The 16,778-nt window shown below is 57.9% G+C and carries 20 protein-coding genes; 15 read left to right on the top strand and 5 right to left on the bottom strand.

Annotated elements, in window-relative coordinates:
* Window positions 1–39: 39 nt before the first annotated feature.
* From yfmF to ACEVJK_RS06445, 6 genes are all read left to right on the top strand, one after another.
* Window positions 40–1,323 (top strand): EF-P 5-aminopentanol modification-associated protein YfmF, encoded by a 1,284-nt coding sequence (gene yfmF / locus ACEVJK_RS06470; RefSeq protein WP_186853241.1) that lies wholly within the window; start codon window positions 40–42, stop codon window positions 1,321–1,323.
* A gap of 3 nt (window positions 1,324–1,326) precedes the next feature.
* Window positions 1,327–2,610: an EF-P 5-aminopentanol modification-associated protein YfmH gene (gene yfmH / locus ACEVJK_RS06465; protein WP_374740235.1), complete on the top strand. Its 1,284-nt coding sequence runs from the start codon at window positions 1,327–1,329 to the stop codon at window positions 2,608–2,610.
* A complete protein-coding gene (gene lgt / locus ACEVJK_RS06460) occupies window positions 2,607–3,644 on the top strand; it encodes a prolipoprotein diacylglyceryl transferase (RefSeq protein ID WP_186853243.1) in 1,038 nt (345 codons plus the stop codon). Before yfmH ends, lgt begins: the two co-directional genes overlap by 4 nt.
* Window positions 3,645–3,647: 3 nt before the next feature.
* Entirely contained in the window at window positions 3,648–4,490 is an 843-nt protein-coding gene (gene folD, locus ACEVJK_RS06455) for a bifunctional methylenetetrahydrofolate dehydrogenase/methenyltetrahydrofolate cyclohydrolase FolD (protein ID WP_147571991.1), read from the top strand.
* Window positions 4,491–4,990: 500 nt separating this feature from the next.
* Window positions 4,991–5,836, top strand: a complete 846-nt coding sequence (locus ACEVJK_RS06450; protein ID WP_147571990.1) for a transketolase — start codon at window positions 4,991–4,993, stop codon at window positions 5,834–5,836.
* A 1-nt stretch (window position 5,837) separates the two neighbouring features.
* Window positions 5,838–6,779 (top strand): transketolase family protein, encoded by a 942-nt coding sequence (locus ACEVJK_RS06445; protein WP_147571989.1) that lies wholly within the window; start codon window positions 5,838–5,840, stop codon window positions 6,777–6,779.
* 217 nt (window positions 6,780–6,996) lie between these two features.
* On the opposite strand, the gene ACEVJK_RS06440 is transcribed toward ACEVJK_RS06445, so the two are convergent.
* On the bottom strand, window positions 6,997–7,209 hold the full coding sequence (locus ACEVJK_RS06440; RefSeq protein ID WP_147571988.1) for a helix-turn-helix transcriptional regulator: 213 nt from the start codon (window positions 7,207–7,209) through the stop codon (window positions 6,997–6,999).
* Window positions 7,206–7,559, bottom strand: a complete 354-nt coding sequence (locus ACEVJK_RS06435) for a DUF3796 domain-containing protein (protein ID WP_147571987.1) — start codon at window positions 7,557–7,559, stop codon at window positions 7,206–7,208. Before ACEVJK_RS06435 ends, ACEVJK_RS06440 begins: the two co-directional genes overlap by 4 nt.
* Window positions 7,560–7,773: 214 nt before the next feature.
* On the opposite strand from ACEVJK_RS06435, the gene ACEVJK_RS06430 reads away from it, so the two are divergent.
* From ACEVJK_RS06430 to ACEVJK_RS06390, 9 genes are all read left to right on the top strand, one after another.
* Window positions 7,774–8,685 (top strand): stage III sporulation protein AB, encoded by a 912-nt coding sequence (locus tag ACEVJK_RS06430; protein WP_147571986.1) that lies wholly within the window; start codon window positions 7,774–7,776, stop codon window positions 8,683–8,685.
* Window positions 8,686–9,195: a stage III sporulation protein AB gene (locus ACEVJK_RS06425; protein WP_147571985.1), complete on the top strand. Its 510-nt coding sequence runs from the start codon at window positions 8,686–8,688 to the stop codon at window positions 9,193–9,195. It abuts the gene before it with no gap.
* A gap of 25 nt (window positions 9,196–9,220) precedes the next feature.
* Window positions 9,221–9,415, top strand: coding sequence for a stage III sporulation protein AC (gene spoIIIAC, locus ACEVJK_RS06420; RefSeq protein ID WP_147571984.1), 195 nt, complete (start codon window positions 9,221–9,223; stop codon window positions 9,413–9,415).
* A gap of 1 nt (window position 9,416) precedes the next feature.
* Entirely contained in the window at window positions 9,417–9,806 is a 390-nt protein-coding gene (locus ACEVJK_RS06415; protein ID WP_147571983.1) for a SpoIIIAC/SpoIIIAD family protein, read from the top strand.
* Window positions 9,803–10,864: a stage III sporulation protein AE gene (locus tag ACEVJK_RS06410; protein ID WP_240287507.1), complete on the top strand. Its 1,062-nt coding sequence runs from the start codon at window positions 9,803–9,805 to the stop codon at window positions 10,862–10,864. The genes ACEVJK_RS06415 and ACEVJK_RS06410 overlap by 4 nt, the downstream gene beginning before the upstream one ends.
* The gene (locus ACEVJK_RS06405) at window positions 10,861–11,358 is read left to right on the top strand and encodes a hypothetical protein (protein ID WP_374740234.1); all 498 of its coding nucleotides are present in this window, start codon (window positions 10,861–10,863) and stop codon (window positions 11,356–11,358) included. Before ACEVJK_RS06410 ends, ACEVJK_RS06405 begins: the two co-directional genes overlap by 4 nt.
* Window positions 11,355–11,867 carry a stage III sporulation protein AG gene (locus ACEVJK_RS06400; protein ID WP_240287509.1) on the top strand — a complete coding sequence of 171 codons (513 nt, stop codon included), beginning with the start codon at window positions 11,355–11,357 and terminating at the stop codon, window positions 11,865–11,867. Before ACEVJK_RS06405 ends, ACEVJK_RS06400 begins: the two co-directional genes overlap by 4 nt.
* A 22-nt stretch (window positions 11,868–11,889) precedes the next feature.
* Entirely contained in the window at window positions 11,890–12,495 is a 606-nt protein-coding gene (locus tag ACEVJK_RS06395; RefSeq protein WP_147571979.1) for a SpoIIIAH-like family protein, read from the top strand.
* A 135-nt stretch (window positions 12,496–12,630) separates the two neighbouring features.
* The gene (locus ACEVJK_RS06390) at window positions 12,631–13,005 is read left to right on the top strand and encodes an Asp23/Gls24 family envelope stress response protein (protein ID WP_147571978.1); all 375 of its coding nucleotides are present in this window, start codon (window positions 12,631–12,633) and stop codon (window positions 13,003–13,005) included.
* 118 nt (window positions 13,006–13,123) lie between these two features.
* Here ACEVJK_RS06390 and tsf read toward each other — a convergent pair whose 3' ends face one another.
* The 3 genes from tsf to ACEVJK_RS06375 form a co-directional block, all read right to left on the bottom strand.
* Entirely contained in the window at window positions 13,124–14,044 is a 921-nt protein-coding gene (tsf, locus tag ACEVJK_RS06385; RefSeq protein WP_147571977.1) for a translation elongation factor Ts, read from the bottom strand.
* Window positions 14,045–14,161: 117 nt separating this feature from the next.
* The gene (rpsB, locus tag ACEVJK_RS06380; protein ID WP_147571976.1) at window positions 14,162–14,890 is read right to left on the bottom strand and encodes a 30S ribosomal protein S2; all 729 of its coding nucleotides are present in this window, start codon (window positions 14,888–14,890) and stop codon (window positions 14,162–14,164) included.
* Between the two features lie 178 nt (window positions 14,891–15,068).
* Window positions 15,069–16,775, bottom strand: a complete 1,707-nt coding sequence (locus ACEVJK_RS06375; protein ID WP_147571975.1) for an FAD-dependent oxidoreductase — start codon at window positions 16,773–16,775, stop codon at window positions 15,069–15,071.
* Window positions 16,776–16,778: the final 3 nt, after the last annotated feature.

The following is a 16,778-nucleotide window of genomic DNA, read 5'->3' as shown; positions in this document are numbered from 1 at the left end:
GTTCGTCCCTTTTTACTATCCGGAGAAAGGAACTGTTTTATGTCTGAAACGACTCGCCGGGAGCTCTTTCCCGGTGTGTGGCTGCGTACGGTCCACACCGACAAATTCAAAAGCTCCTATCTTTCTATCACTCTGCTGGCTCCCCTGGACCGGGACACGGCGGCGGCTAACGCCCTGATCCCCTATGTCCTCCGCCGTGGCACGGCCGCCCACCCGGACATGGAGACCCTGTCCGCGGCTCTGGACGAGCTGTACGGAGGCGCCATTGAGCCGCTGGTCCGCAAAAAAGGAGAGACCCAGTGTGTGGGCTTTGTGGCCAGCTTTCTGGACGACGCCTACGCCCTGGAGGGAGAAAAGATTTTGGAGTCTGCAGCCGCCCTTCTGGGGGAGATGCTGCTCTCTCCCTACACCCAGGACGGCTGCTTCTGCTCCGAGTATACGGACCAGGAGAAGAACAACCTGACCGACCGGATCCGGAGCCAGATCAATGACAAGCGGACCTATGCCACTTACCGCCTTACTCAGCTTATGTGCGGAGAGGAGGCCTTTGGGGTGGACAAGCTGGGGGATGAGGAGAGCGTAGCGGCCATCACCCCTGACTCCCTTTGGCGGCGCTATCAGGAGCTGCTGAAGGGGGCGGCCATTGAGGTCTACTACTGCGGCTCCGCCCAGCCCGAGCGGGCGGAGGGGGCCCTGCGTACCGCTCTGGCTGCCCTTCCGATAAGCGGAGAGCGCCTGGACCCGGATTGCGAGGTACGCGTCACGGCCGGACCCCAGCCCCAGGTGGTGGAGGAGGCCATGGACGTAAGCCAGGGCAAGCTGGCCCTGGGCTTCCGCACCGGAGGCGTTACCTGCTGGGAGGAGGACTACCCCGCCCTGACCATGTTCAATGCCATCTTTGGCGGGACTACTCTGTCCAAGCTCTTTATGAACGTCCGGGAGAAGCTGTCCCTGTGCTATTACGCCAGCTCTATGCTGGAGAAGATGAAGGGGCTGGTCCTGGTGTCCTCTGGTATCGAGTTTGACAAATACCAGACGGCCAAGGACGAGATCCTGTCCCAACTGGAGGCCATCCGCCGGGGCGAGATTGAGGACTGGGAGCTGGAGGGAGCCAGGCGCACCCTGATCGGCGGCCACTTGGCCACGTTGGACGACCAGGGCCGGCAGGAGGAGTTCTGGCTGGGCCAGGCCGCCGCTGGCCTGGATACCACCATCCCGGAGCTGACCGCCCAGTTTGAGGAGGTCACACGGGAGCAGGTGTCCGCCGTGGCCCGGAAGCTGGAGCTGGACACTGTATATTTCCTGAAGGGCAAGGAGGGTTGAGCCATGGAAAAGCTGGAATTTTCCCGGGTAGGGGAGCGGATGTACCACGAAAAGCTGGCCAACGGACTCAATGTGTTCATATTCCCAAAGCCGGAATTTCAGAAGGGGTATGCCTTCTTTGCCACCAACTACGGCGGCATGGACATGAAATTCTGTCTGGACGGCCAGTGGCATCAGAGCCCGGCCGGTGTGGCCCACTTCCTTGAGCATAAGATGTTCGATACCAAGGAGGGCAACGCCCTCCAGGACCTGGCGGCCAACGGGGCCTCCCCCAACGCCTTTACCAGCTCTGCCATCACGGGCTACTACTTCGAGTCCACGGAGAAATTTGAGGAGAACCTTCGCATCCTCCTCTCCTTTGTTTCTGTCCCCTGGTTTACTCAGGAGAGCGTAGACAAGGAACAAGGCATCATCGGCCAGGAGATCGGCATGATCGAGGACGACCCGGACTGGAAGGTCTTTATGAACCTGATGGCCGCCCTGTACCAGCATCACCCCATCCGAGTGAGCGTGGCGGGCAGTGTGGAGTCCATCTCCCACATCACCGCCGATACCCTGTACGCCTGCCACAAGGCCTTCTACGATCCGGCCAACATGGTGCTGTGCGTGGCGGGCCCTGTGGAGGCGGAGCATATCTGCCAGGTGGCCCGGGAGATCCTGCCCAGGCAGGCGGGCCCAATTGCTGCCAAGGACTATGGGGAGAAGGAGGCCGACCGTGTGGCCCAATCCATGGTGGAGGAGCGGATGGAGGTGTCCACTCCCATCTTCCAACTGGGCTACAAGGGCGACGCCCCCCAGAGGGGCGAGAGTGGTCTGCGTCAGGAGCTGGTGGCCGAGCTGGCCCTGGAGGGTCTGTTGGGCAACTCCACTCCGCTGTATTCCAAGCTATACCGGGAGGGGCTCATCAATCAGAATTTCTCCTACGGGTATGAGTCCTATCCTGGCTGTTCCTTCCTGTGCGCCGGGGGGGAGTCCAAGGACCCGGAGGCGGTCCGAATGGCGGTGGCTGAGGAGGCCGGTCGCATCGGCCGGGAGGGCATTGACGGCAAGCTTTGGGAGCGGTTGAAGAAGGGCGTCTACGGCAACAAGGTCCGGGGCCTCAATTCCTTCGAAAACCTGTGTGTGGGTCAGGCTCGATCCTTCTTCGCCGGGGTGGACTTCCTCCAATTTGCGGACTTGTTCAGCTCCATCACCAAGGAGGAGGCGGAGGACCTGATCGGCCGCTGGGTCACGGAGGAGCGCGCGGCCCTGTCTGTGGTCCGTCCCAGAGAGGGGGGGCAGGCTTGATTAATACGGTGACCTTTCCAGGTCTGGGACTGGAATTTACCCTGAACAGAGTGGCGCTTACGGTACTGGGCCGGCCGATCTACTGGTACGGCATCATCATTGTGTCCGGCCTGATCCTGGCAGTCATCCTGTGCTCCCGGTGGGGAAAGCGATTCGGGATCAACGAGGACCAGATCCTGGATATGATGATCTTCGCTGTCCCGGCTGCCCTGGTAGCCATTCGGGCCTACTATGTGATATTCAACCTGAGTATCTTCCAAAATGCGGACGGCTCTCTGAACTGGGGAAAGATACTCAATTATGGCGATGGCGGGCTGGCCATTTATGGGGCCATCATTTCCTCGGTTATCGTACTGCTAATCTTCTGCCATGTGCGGAAGATCAGCTTCCTGGCTTTTGCCGATTTGGGGGTGCATGGCCTGTTTATCGGCCAGCTGGTGGGCCGCTGGGGCAACTTCATGAATGTGGAGGCATTTGGCGGCGTCACCACCCTGCCCTGGCGGATGTGTGGTCCATCCATTGCCGAGGATATGCTGCGGTGGGGCTATGTGGACCAGGCCGGCTACGAGGCCATCCTCAGCGGAACGCTGGGGGTACATCCTACCTTTTTTTATGAATCTGCCTGGAACTTTGTGGGGCTGATTTTGGTCTATCTGGTAGGCAGAAAGCGGAAGTTCGACGGACAGTGCTTCCTGTTCTATGTGTTCTGGTACGGGCTTGGCCGGGCCTGGATCGAGGGCCTGCGTACCGACAGCCTCTATTTCTTCGGCCTGGAGCTGTTTGGGGTGCCGATCCGTACCTCACAGGCGCTGGCGGCTATCTCGGCTGTGGTGGCGGGAGCGGTCCTGCTGTTCCTGCTGCTGAAAAGGGGCCACAGCCCGGAAAAGCTGTATGTAAACCGTCTGGCGGCTCAACGGGTGGCCGGAGCAGCGGAACAGGAATGTCAGGGCCCAGACACCACCGAAGATGGAGACGAGGACAGCGAAGATACCACCCAGAAAGAGAAAAATGAGGAAGGCAGAGGAGAGGATTAACCGATGGCAGCGATCGTAATGGACGGAAAGGCTCTGGCCGCCAAGGTAAAGGAGCGGGTCCGCCGTCAGGTGGAACAGCTTGACATAAAGCCTGGGCTGGCTGTGGTGTTGGTTGGGGACGACCCCGCCTCCCGGGTCTATGTGAACGGAAAGAAAAAAGACTGCGGAGAGTGCGGAATTTACAGTGAGGAGTACGCCCTGCCGGGGGAGACCACCCAGAAAGAGCTGTTGGAGCTGGTGGCCGCCCTGAATGACAGAGAGGATATTGACGGGATACTGGTGCAGCTGCCTCTGCCCAGCCACCTGAATGAGAAGGAGGTGCTGCTGGCTGTCCGGCCGGATAAGGACGTGGACTGCTTCCACCCCTTCAATGTGGGACAGCTGATGATCGGGGAGGAGGGCTTCAAGCCCTGCACCCCAGCTGGTGTTATGGAACTTCTGCAGGAGTATGGGATCGACCCGGCAGGGAAGCACTGTGTCATTGTGGGCCGGTCCAATATCGTAGGGAAGCCCCAGGCCATGCTGATGGTCCAAAAGAATGCCACTGTCACCATCTGTCACACCCGGACCAGGAATCTAAAAGAGATGTGCCTCCAGGCAGATATTTTGGTAGCTGCCGCCGGACGGGTCGGCCTGATTTCCGCGGATATGGTGAAGGAGGGGGCCGTTGTCATCGACGTGGCCATGAACCGCAATGAACAGGGGAAGCTGTGCGGCGATGTGGACTATGGCTCAATAGTTGACAAGGTGTCTTACATTACACCTGTTCCGGGCGGGGTAGGCCCGATGACCAGGGCTATGCTGATGGAAAATACCCTGTATGCGGCCAAACAGCATGGAAAATAAATAGATAGGTCAATCAATATAGTAAAGAGAGGATTGGGCGCAAATCTATACAAATTTGCGCCCAATCCTTTCGCCTGATTTCTTCTGTTGAGCTCCTCTGAATGATAAAGCGGGTGTTTCAGGCATTTCTCACTGCGTCAAGGGATTGAAGAAGACACATCTTTTGGTGCCAACAGAATGACCATTGGAAAAGGAATAGTCAGCTAGAGGCTAAGACAGTCTTGCATTTTTGCCTGAAAACAAATATAATAAAACATACTTCCTGGTGCTTTTGGGGAGCCCGTGGGCGCAGGACATACTTATGAGCATCCATGAAAGAAAATTGGGAACAAATACACAAGATAGCAGATCATCGATGAGATTTTTAATGCGCGGTGAGAACCGGAATTTCGCTTCATACGGCAGTTGGATTGGATGAAATATCCGATTCGATTGGCGATTCATTGAGCAACTAAAAAGAAACATGGAAACAACACTGACAGGAGAAAGAAGGAGTAACTATGACAGCCCAGGAAAAAAAGCAGTTAGAGATGATGGCCTGTAAAGTGCGCATGGGCGTGATTGAGGGGACACACAGCGCGAAGGCGGGTCACCCCGGCGGCAGCTTGTCCGCCGCGGACCTGTTCACATTTCTCTATTTTAAAGAGTTGAGGGTAGACCCAAATAGGCCAGGCTGGGAGGATCGGGACCGATTTGTGCTCTCAAAAGGACATACGGCGCCGGGGCTGTACGCGGCTTTGGCGAACAGAGGCTTTTTCCCAGTGGAGGATCTTTTGACGCTCCGGCACATTGGCAGCTATCTTCAAGGCCATCCAAATATGAATGAAACTCCAGGTGTAGATATGTCTACTGGCTCTCTGGGGCAGGGAATATCCGCGGCCGCAGGGATGGCTCTGGCAGCGAAATATCAGGGCAAAAGCTGCCGGGTATACGCTCTGCTGGGCGACGGAGAGATCCAAGAAGGGGAAGTCTGGGAGGCTATGATGTTTGCTCATCACTATAAGCTGGACAACCTCTGTGTCATTATCGATAACAACGGATTGCAGATTGACGGAAATGTCGCGGATGTGATGAACCCCTATCCGATTGTTGATAAACTGCGCGCCTTTGGCATAGAGACCATGGAAATAGATGGACACGACTTTGAGCAGATTGAAGCGGCTTTTTATATGGCCAGAGTGACCAAAGGCAGACCTTTTGCCATTGTGATGAAAACGGTCAAAGGGAAAGGTGTCAGTTATATGGAGAATCAGGTCGGCTGGCACGGAAAAGCCCCGAATGATGAGGAATATGAGATTGCCATGAGGGAATTGTCAGCCCATCTGGCAGAAGTGGAGGCGATGTAAAATGGCGGATATCAAAAAAATCGCGACCCGCGACAGTTATGGACGTGCTTTGAAAGAATTAGCTGCCCAACATAAGGACCTGATTGTGTTTGACGCCGATTTGGCAGGGGCGACCAAAACAAATGTCTTTCAAAAAGAATATCCTGACCGTCATTTCGATTGTGGGATCGCAGAGGGAAATATGATGGCGGCCGCGGCAGGGGCTGCGGCTATGGGACTGGTGCCCTTTGCCTCCACTTTTGCCATGTTCGCCGCTGGAAGGGCTTTTGAGCAGATCCGTAACTCAATCGGCTATCCCCATTTAAATGTGAAGATCGGCGCTACCCACGGGGGGATTTCGGTAGGAGAGGACGGGGCGTCACATCAGTGCTGTGAGGATTTCGCGCTGATGCGCTCCATCCCTGGAATGGTTGTCCTCTGCCCTTCTGACGATGTGGAGGCAAGGGCCGCTGTTAAGGCTGCTTATGAGCATCAAGGGCCGGTTTACCTGCGTTTTGGCAGACTGGCTGTGCCTGTATTCCATGATGAGGATACGTTTACATTCCAGATTGGCAAGGGCGAGATGATTCAGGACGGAACTGATGTAGCGATCCTCTCGACCGGTTTGATGGTCAATGAAGCGGCTGAGGCGGGAAGAATCTTGAAAGAATCAGGGATCAGTGCCCGTGTGATCAATCTCTGCACTATCAAACCACTGGATGAAGAAATCGTCCTGGCCGCAGCCAGGGACTGCGGCAAAATAATCACCTGTGAAGAACACAGTGTGATTGGCGGATTGGGTGAGGCCGTATGCGCGCTGCTCAGTGAAAAGCATCCTACTCCAGTAAAGCGCATAGGTGTAAATGACGAATTTGGACACTCTGGCCCCGCCGCTGCTCTGCTGAAGGAGGCTGGCCTGTCCGCAGAGCATATTGTCGAGGTGGCGAAGGAATTTTGTAACTGACGCACGGCTGTCCGTGCGGCGAAAGAAGTATTTAGAATCTTTATAAAGAACTTTATACGAAAAATACCTCTGTCCAGATTTCAGTGTGGGACAGAGGTATTTTTGTTAGAGAACTTCTCTTCCTTTACACTGCTATGGGACTATGCCGGAAAGGAAGCATCCTGATACCCTCACTGTTTCATAGAAAAAGGAGAGAGAATTTTTTTCAGCATCAGTCCTAGGATGCTGATTCGTCAAAGAAGAAAAAAATATCTTCCACGGTAGTATCAAATACCTTGGCGATGTCCATGGCCAACTTTAGGGAGGGGTTATACCTGCCGTTTTCCAGATTGCCTATGGTCTCCCGGCGTACCCCCACCTTCCGGGCCAGATCTTCCTGACTAAGTCTGTCACGGGCCCGCAATTCCCGGATGCGTGTTTTCAGGCTCATTCCAATCCTCCCGCCTCTCTCCACTCCAACCAACTGTGGTACAGACAGAAGAAGATGACACCGGCGGCCCAACTGATCCCGAGGGCCTGGGGCATGGGATTTGCCTGGGGAGCCAGGAAATGGAATAGAAACAGGCAGGGCCAGATCAGCGCGAACTGAAGCAGGAAGGCGCCGGTGGCCGCTTTACGGACAGAGAGTAAGAACAACTCGTCAGGGTTGACCCACAGGTATCGAAGAAAAACCAAAAAACCGAGAAAACAGAGATAGTCGCGCTCTCCGGTGGGGAAATAGAGCAGGCTGGCTAGCGCGGGAAGGGCGGCCAATGAGAGATAGTTGAATGGATGTTTCATATACTCCTCCTGTACATCAGTGATGTATTGTTATGTGATATATTTTTATCATATGTGCGAAATATATCATATAAAAATAAAAATGTCAAGGAGAAAAATTCAGTTTCCTACTGGTATGCAGCTTGAGAGTCCCTAGGATGAGAGAGGAAAATATTTTACTGGTCATATCCCAGGGCCTGTCCTCATAGGATAAGGCAAAGGTCGGTGGAAAAGAATGGAACAAATGATACGAGAACAGGCATATCGGCAGGTCGTGGGCGTTCTGCCGCCCAGGCTGCGGCAGGAGGCATTCTCCCTCCCGCTCCAAGATCAATGCCGAGCGGAGGAACTGCGGCTCCGGGTGGGACAGCCCATGTCGGCGGTATTTCCAGAGGGAGAGAGGCCGCTAGGCGGGGAACCGGTGCGAGCGGGTGAGCTGGAGCAGCTGGTGGAGATTGCCAGCAGGGCCTCGGTTCATGCCGTACTGGACCAACTCAGACGAGGATACTTGACGGTGGAAGGGGGGCATCGGATCGGCCTGTGTGGCACCGCTGTTCTGCGGGAGGGAGAAATTCACAGCTTGCGGCAGCTTTCCTCGGCGGCCATCCGTGTGGCGCGACAGGTGAGGAATGCCTCTGACCCGGTCTTGGGCAGGCTGTGCCCAGGCGGGAAGCTAGTCAGTACGCTGATTCTGGCTCCGCCGGGGGCCGGAAAGACTACGCTCCTCCGGGACTTAGTCCGCCGGGTGTCGGACGGAGATGGTTGCCAACCGCGGCGCGTATCCTTGATGGACGAGCGTGGGGAAGTGGCAGCCCTTTACAGCGGCTGTCCTCAGCTGGATGTAGGCTCCAGAACTGATGTAATGGAGGGGTGTCCAAAGGCGCGGGGGCTTATGCTTCTGATGCGGGCGATGAATCCCCAGGTGCTGGCTGTAGATGAGATTACGGCGCCGGAGGATGTAGCCGCCCTGAGAACCGCGGCTGGCTGCGGAGTTACGTTGCTGGCCACGGCCCATGGGAACAGCCGGGAAGACCTGGAGCGGCGCCCCCTGTACCGGGCGTTGATGGAAGCAGGTATCTTTCAAAAGCTGCTCCTCATCCGACGGGAGGGCGCTGGAAGGAGCTATCAAATAGAGGAGTTGGGATGAATGATAAGACTTTTAGGTGCCACCCTGCTGGCCGCCGGATGTGCTTGGATTGGGTTTCGCGCCTCCTGGGAGATGCGGGCCAGAGGAAGGGCCATGGGAGAAGTGGCGGAGGGACTGGAACTGCTGGAACGGGAGCTGGAGCTGGGGGGAGCCCCCCTGCCCCATCTGGTGGATGACCTGTCAGGCCGGACAAGGGGACAGGCCAGACTGCTTTTTCAGGATCTCCGGCAGGCGCTGGAGCATCTGGATCAGGAGGGGCTGTCCAGGTCCTGGCCCACTCTGATAGACCGCCGAAGGGAGCTGGGAGAGAGTGGGCGAGCCTGCCTCTATCCCCTGGGCGAGCTGCTTGGGCGCTATGACAGCCAGGCCCAGATACAGGGTATCTCCGCTGCCCGCCGCCATTTGGAGGAAGAACGGGAGAAGGATGCGGAAGAGAGCCGGCGGCAGGGCAGGGTGTGTCAGGCCCTTGGGCTGACGGGTGGAGCATTTTTGGTCATCCTGCTGATCTGATCTTGACACGAAAGAGGGGTTCGCATTGGACGTAGATCTAATTTTTAAGATCGCCGCGATTGGGATCGTGGTGGCGGTACTCAACCAGGTTCTGAGCCGGGCTGGCCGGGACGAACAGGCTATGATGACCACCTTAGCCGCCCTGGTGGTGGTCCTGATGATGGTGGTCCAGGAGATCGCCAGCCTGTTCGACATGGTAAAGACCCTGTTCCGCCTCTGATATGGACCTGATGGTCAAGGTGGCGGCGGGGGCCATCACGGCCGCGGTGCTGGGAGTAGTCCTGCGGAAAAACACCCCTGAGCTGGCTCTGCTGCTGGCCCTGGCGGCCGGGCTGTGGATGGTCGCCCTGGTTGCGGACGGCTTGGGGGCAGTTGTGGCCCTGATGGAGGAGCTCACCAGTCTGGCCGGCCTGTCGGAAGAGCTGCTGGAGCCAGTGGTCAAGACAGTGGCCCTGTCTATCCTGACACGTCTGACCGCGGAGGTATGCAAGTCAGCCGGTGAGGGAGGGGTGGCCGCCTTTGTGGAGACGGCTGGAACAGTCCTGGCCCTGGTGGTGGCCCTGCCGCTCGTCCGAGCGGTGGTACTGATGATGACGGAGATGCTAAAATGAAAAAGTTTTGTATCCTGCTGCTGGCCCTCCTATTGAGTGCTCCGCTTTGTTTCGCCCAGGAGGCGGAGGTGCCGGGAATGGACGAGCTGTGGGACCAGGCGGAGAGCTACGGCGTGGAGGCGGATGGGGGATTGGACCAGGGCTTGTCCAATCTTTTTTCCGACGCTCTGGACCAAATCGGCTCCTTGCTCCGGACCAGCATTGCCACAGGGCTGAAGCTGCTGGCGGTGGTCCTGCTGTGCGCCATGGCAGAGGGGGCTGCACAGGGCAAACGCGATGGGCTCCAAGCGGTGGAGATCGCCGGGGCGCTAGCTATCACCGCACTTACCATGACAGATATGGCAGTCATGATTGGGATGGGGCGTGACACCATCGGCCGGATGGGAACCTTTTCTGAAACCCTGCTCCCGGTGATGGCTGTGCTCACCGCCGCCACCGGAGGGGTGACGGGAGGAGCAGTCAGACAGGGAGCCACCGTCCTGTTTTCCCAGCTTCTCATCACCGCCATGGACCGGCTCCTGATCCCTATGGTATATGCCTACGTGGCGGCTAGCTGTGCCCATGCGGCGGTGGGTAATCCCGGACTGAAAAAACTGGCGGGGCTGCTGAAGGGGGCCGCTTCTTTCCTGTTGACGGCCTTCCTCCTGGCCTTTGTGGGCTATCTGACCGCCAGCGGAGCCATCGCCGGAACGGTAGACGCCTCGGCGGTCAAAGCGGCCAAGCTGGCTATCTCCAGAGCTATTCCAGTGGTGGGGGGAATTCTGGCCGATGCCTCGGAAACTGTGCTGGCCGGGGCGGGTGTGCTGAAAGGGACGGTTGGGGTGGTTGGGATGTTGGTGGTGCTGGCCATCTGCCTGACTCCTTTCCTGCGGCTGGCCCTGCAATACCTGGTCTATAAGGCCACGGCGGCCCTGTGCGCCACTGTGGCACAGCCCAGGCTGAGTCAGTTGATCGACGCCATCGGCGGCGCGTTCGGCCTAGTGCTGGGGATGACCGGCGCGGCGGCTCTGGTGCTGCTGGTCAGCTTGGTGTCTGCTATTATGGCGGTGATCCCATGATGGCCGGGGTCGGGAGCTGGCTGCTGTCTATCACGGGGGCCTCTGTCCTCTGCGCCCTGGCTGACGGCCTAATGGCCGCCGGACCGGTGAGGCGGGTGGGACGGCTGGTCTGCGGCCTGATGTTGCTGGCGGTCATCCTCGCCCCTCTGGCCCAACTGGATCTGGAAGGGGGGCAGCGTTGGCTGGAGGAATATCACCTGGGCCTGGAGGATAGAACACAGGAATTGGAGCGGCAGGTGGATGAGCAGATGAAAACGATCATAGAGCAGGAATATGCCGCATATATTGTGGACAAGGCGGCAGAACTTGGACTGACCTGCACCGCCCGGGTATCCTGCCGGGCAGGGGAGGAGGGGCTGTTCCTACCGGAGCGGGCGGAAGTATCCGGCTTTCTGACAGAAGGGGAGCGGGAGCGGCTGTCCCTGGTGATCCAGGAGGACCTGGGCATCCCGGAGGAGGAGCAGGCTTATGTTGAGGAGGGGGAACTGCCGTGAAGCTGGATTGGCCGAAATTGGCTCTGAGGTGGAAGGAGGCGCTGGGAAAATATAAATATGTGCTGCTGGTTATCGGGCTTGGGGTGGTGCTGATGGCCCTGCCCACGACAGGCCAGAGAGACAAAGGCCAGGAGGGGGCCCAGGCTCCTGCTGAGGGCTTTGATCTGGAGGCCTTCGAGGAGAAGATGGAGCGGGCTCTTTCCCAAGTGGAGGGGGCTGGAGAGGTCCGGGTGGTACTGACGCTGGACAGCGACGGCCGCCAGATATTGGCCCAGGACCAGGAGCGGGATCGGGAAGGGGGAGGTTCCTCTACCACAGTTACCGTGGGGCGGGGCTCCGGACAGCAGGAAGTAGTCCCTCTCCAAACACTGGCTCCGGAGTTTCGGGGGGCGCTGGTGGTCTGTCCCGGCGGGGGAAATCCCCGAATCCAGCTGAGGCTGCTGGAGGCAGTGTCCGCTTTGACGGGACTGGGCACGGACCGGATATCCATTTGTCAGGGAAATACTTAATTTATATCAGGGAGGAATCGACATGAGAACGGGTAAGAAGGGGACCGGCTGGTCCCAGCTGTGGAAGCGCAATGCGGTGGTGGCGGCCATTGCCCTATTCGTGTGCGCGGCGGTCTATTTGAACTGGAACTATGAGCAGGAGGCCCAGGCGGGCAAGACGCTGGGCCAGTCCACCATGGTAGGCGGAGAGACAGAGGATCCTCTGCTGTCCAATGGAAGCGGGACCGCCGATGTGGGCGGGACGGCCAGTGATACAGGGACGGCGTCAGCCTCCAGCGACTACTTTGCCACAGCCCGGCTCAACCGGCAGCAGGCCAGGGACAGCGCCCTGTCCCTTCTTCAGGACGCCGCCGCCCGTGAGGATGCCGATGAAACGGTAAAAGAGCAGGTCAACGAGACTATTCAGACCATGGCCGATTACACGGTGACGGAAGCTCAAATTGAAAATCTGGTGGTGGCAAAGGGCTATACAGACTGTGTAGCCTTTATTGGAGAGAACTCTCTGTCGCTGGCTGTTTCCGCGCCGGAGGGCGGATTGGTGGAGGCAGATACCGCCAAGATCGTGGACGTGGTCAACCAGGCTGCCGGTTTTACCGCCGATCAGATCAAGATTATCGAGGTGGAGTGACAAGGCGCGGGAAAGTTTTCAGACCGCAGTTGTCAAACGGAGAGAACTGTGTTACAATAAGCACGAAGTAAGGAGGACGCTTGGGGGCGTCCGGCTTCTCTGATGAAAACTGCGATCTAAGGAGCGTGGCAAACCATGAGTGAGAATAAAGAGTACGTTTCCCGCTCGGATGAGCTGGGCAATATCCATATCTCCGAGGAGGTGCTGGCTGCCATCACCGCCGCTGCCGCTCTGGATGTGGAGGGGGTCAGCGGTCTGGCCGCCAATCTGGGCAGTGATATCGCCGAGCTACTGGGCAAAAAGAACCTGGCTAAGGGCGTGCATGTCAGGATGGAGGACGATAAAGTGGAAGTGGAGCTGTCCGTCCTGATGGGCTATGGACACACCATCCCTGAGATTGGAAGGGCCATCCAGGATGGTGTCAAGAGTGCCATTGAATCGATGACCGGCTTAGAGGTTTCAGTGGTCAATGTGTCGGTGGCTGGAATCACGTTCCCGCCGAAAGCTTGAATAAAACTGTGAAGCCTCTGGCAATGCCAGAGGCTTTTCCGTATTTATGGCAAACCGGGAAAAGAAGGGGCCCGTGGTATTTACCACGGGCCCCTATCATTTAAAGGTCACAGACTCCTTACTTGACCATGGATGCGACCTCAGCAGCAAAGTCATCCTCGGCCTTTTCGATACCCTCGCCAGTAGCGAAGCGGGTGAAAGCCTTGACAGTGATCTTGCCGCCCAGCTGCTTGGCGATCTCGGCTACATGCTTCTCCACAGAGATCTTGTTCTCCTTGACAAAGGCCTGCTGCAACAGGCAGTTTTCCTCGTAGTACTTGCCCAGCTTGCCCATCACGATGCCTTCCTTCACCTTGTCGGGCTTGGCGGCCATCTTGGGATCGTTGGCCATCAGAGCCAGCTGGATCTCCTTCTCCTTGTCCAGCACCTCCTGGGAAACGTCGGACTTGTCCAGGTAAGAGGGGTTCATAGCGCAAATCTGCATGGCGATGTCCTTGCCCAACTCAGTGACCTGCTGGGGCTCGATGCCCTCAACGGCCAGATTGACCAGCACACCGACCTTTCCGCCCATGTGGATATAGGGGACGTTGACGCCTTCAGCATAGCGGACGAAGCGGCGGATTTGGATGTTCTCGCCAATGGCCAGCACCTTGTCGGCGGTGACATCGGCCACGGTACGCTCAGTGCCGGGATAGCGGCAGGCCTTCAGAGCCTCCACATCGGCGGGAGCCTCCTCGGCTACCACCACGGCCAGGGCCATAACGAAATCCTTAAAGACGTCGTTCTTGGCCACAAAGTCGGTCTGGGAGTTGACCTCGATGATGACGCCTACACCCTTTTCCGTAACAACAGCGTAGGAAACACCCTCGGCGGCCACCTTGCCGGCCTTCTTGGTCTGGGCGGCGAGGCCCTTCTCACGCAGCCACTCGATGGCCTTGTCAAAATCGCCCTCAGACTCAGTCAGGGCCTTCTTGCAGTCCATCATGCCCACGCCGGTCATCTCGCGCAGCTTCTGTACGTCCTTTGCGGAAATAGCCATAATAAATTACCTCCATTTTATCTCAAGCCGGCCCACCGGCCCGGCTGTATGTCAAAATAAGAACAGCGCCCGCCCGCGCGGGCGGGCGCTGTGTGATGCGGATGGGATAGTTTTTGCTTACTCAGCGGTAGGAGCCTCGGCCTCAGCGGCGGGAGCCTGGTCCTGGCCCTGCTTGCCCTCCTGGATGGCGTTGGCCATGACAGAGGAGATCAGCTTGATGGCGCGGATCGCGTCGTCATTGCCGGGGATGACATAGTCAATCTCGTCGGGGTCGCAGTTTGTGTCCACGATGGCGACGATGGGGATGTTCAGCTTGCGGGCCTCGTTGATGGCGTTGCGCTCCTTGCGGGGATCGACCACGAAGAGGGCGCCGGGTAGCTTCTTCATTTCGGTGACGCCGCCCAGGTACTTCTCCAGCTTGGCGATCTCGCCCAGGTGCTTCATAACTTCCTTCTTGGGCAGCATATCGAAGGTGCCGTCCTCCTGCATCTTCTTCAGCTGGTTCAGACGCTCCACGCGGCCGCGCATAGTCTTAAAATTGGTCAGCATACCGCCCAGCCAGCGGGCGTTTACCCAATACATGCCCACACGGCCGGCCTCTTCCTTGATGGCCTCCTGGGCCTGCTTCTTGGTGCCCACGAACAGCAGAGTCTCACCCTTTTCGCCCAGAGAACGGACGAAATTGTAGGCCTCCTCCAGCTTCTTCACAGTCTTCTGCAGGTCGATGATATAGATACCGTTGCGCTCGGTATAGATGTAGGTGGCCATTTTGGGATTCCACCGGCGGGTCTGGTGGCCGAAGTGAACGCCGGCCTCCAGCAGCTGCTTCATAGATACGACTGCCATAGTTTGTTTCCTCCTGTTTTTCAGTTCAATTCTTCTGGGGGCATCATATCCTCCGCCAACCCAACTTCTGGCTGGGCACCGGGCGAAAGATCCGCACTCCCACGCATAATGCCTTGGTAGTATACCATGGTTTTCATGGTTATGCAACAAAAAAATGAAAAAATCTGTAAAAATCAGATTATTCTTCGATTGCTGCTCCGCACGGGTGGGTAGGGGCCGCCTCGTGGGTCCGATTTGTCGTCACATAGGACCAGAACCGCCAGCCGCCAGAGAGGTGGGAGCACTGGAAACCGCGCTGGCCAAGCATACGGCAGGCCAAGTAGCTGCGCAGTCCGCTGTAACAGTTGACGTATACGGGTTTAGAGGGATCCAATTCTCCCATCCGATTCCGCAGCTCATCTACGGGAATGTTGACAGCGTCCGGACGGATGAGGCCCTGGACGGCCACTTCTTGGGGAGTGCGCACATCCAGCAGAGTGACAGAGCCATCCTTTGGAATGGACTCCACGTCCGACCAGTGGAATTGGGAAATGGCTCCATTCCGGAGGTTCTCAATGACATATCCAGCCATATTGACCGGATCTTTGGCAGAGGAATAGGGCGGGGCATAGGCGAGATCGAGCTCAGTTAGCTCGGCGGCGGTCATCCTGGCCCGGATGGCGGTGGCTAGCACATCGATCCTCTTATCCACACCGCCGAAGCCTACGATTTGGGCCCCCAGGACCCGACCGCTGGATGGGTCAAACAGGGTTTTGATGGTCATGTTTTCAGCGCCGGGGTAATAGGTAGCGTGGGAGGCGGAGTAGGTGACCGCCTTATCATAGGGGATGCCAGCGGCCTGGGCGGCCTTTTCGTTCAGACCGGTGGAGGCGGCCGTCATGTGGAACAGCTTGATGATAGAGGAGCCCTGTGCCCCGGCATAGCGGCTCTCCCGGCCACAGATGTGGTCGGCGGCGATGCGGCCCTGCCTGTTGGCCGGACCGGCCAGGGCAATCAGGGCCTTGCTGCCGGATACAAAGTGAGTCAGTTCCACAGCGTCACCTACGGCATAGATATCTGGGTCAGAGGTGACCATGTGCTCATTGACCACGATGGCGCCCTTGGCTCCAAGGGTCAGACCAGCCTCTCGTGCCAGGTCGGATTCTGGAGTGACACCGATGGCCAGCAGCACCAGGTCAGAGGGGATAGGGGCGCTGTCCTTTACTAGGGTGTAGAACTGCCCATCCATCTCCTGGAAACCCTGCACTCCGGCGTTCAGCCTCAGGTCCAGCCCCTGACCGCGGAGGTAGGAGTGGACCTCCTGGGCCATGTCCCAGTCAAGAGGTGGCAGAACCTGGCCGCTCCGCTGGAGTAGAGTAGTGGCAACCCCAGCGTGGAGTAGATTCTCAGCCCCCTCTAGCCCGATGAAACCACCCCCGACCACCACAGCGGAACGGGGACGGTGCGACTCGATGTAAGACCGAATGCGCAGGGTGTCCTCCACTGTGCGCAGAGTGAATACTCGGCAGTCGTCTACGCCCGGCAGATCGGGCTTGACCGCCCGCGCGCCGGGAGAGAGGATAAGCTTGTCATAGCCTTCCACATATTGTGTGCCGCTGGCCAAATCCAGGACTGTGATGGTATGGCTCTCCTGGTGGATGGCCAGAGCCTGGTGGCCCACCCTTACATCGATGTTGAACCGGGCGCGAAAGCTCTCCGGCGTTTGAAGGGTAAGGGCGTCCTGGGCTCGGATGACACCTCCTACATAATAAGGAAGGCCACAGTTGGCATAGGATACATAGCCTGTGCGCTCCAGGATCACGATTTCCGCAGTCTCGTCCAGCCTGCGGAGCCGGGCGGCAGCGGTGGCCCCGCCGGCCACGCCGCCGATGATTACAACTTTCATAAT

This window comes from Flintibacter sp. P01028 (genome assembly GCF_041925235.1).
Classification (GTDB): domain Bacteria; phylum Bacillota; class Clostridia; order Oscillospirales; family Oscillospiraceae; genus Lawsonibacter; species Lawsonibacter aceti.
This window is presented reverse-complemented; position numbering and strand designations above follow the sequence as displayed.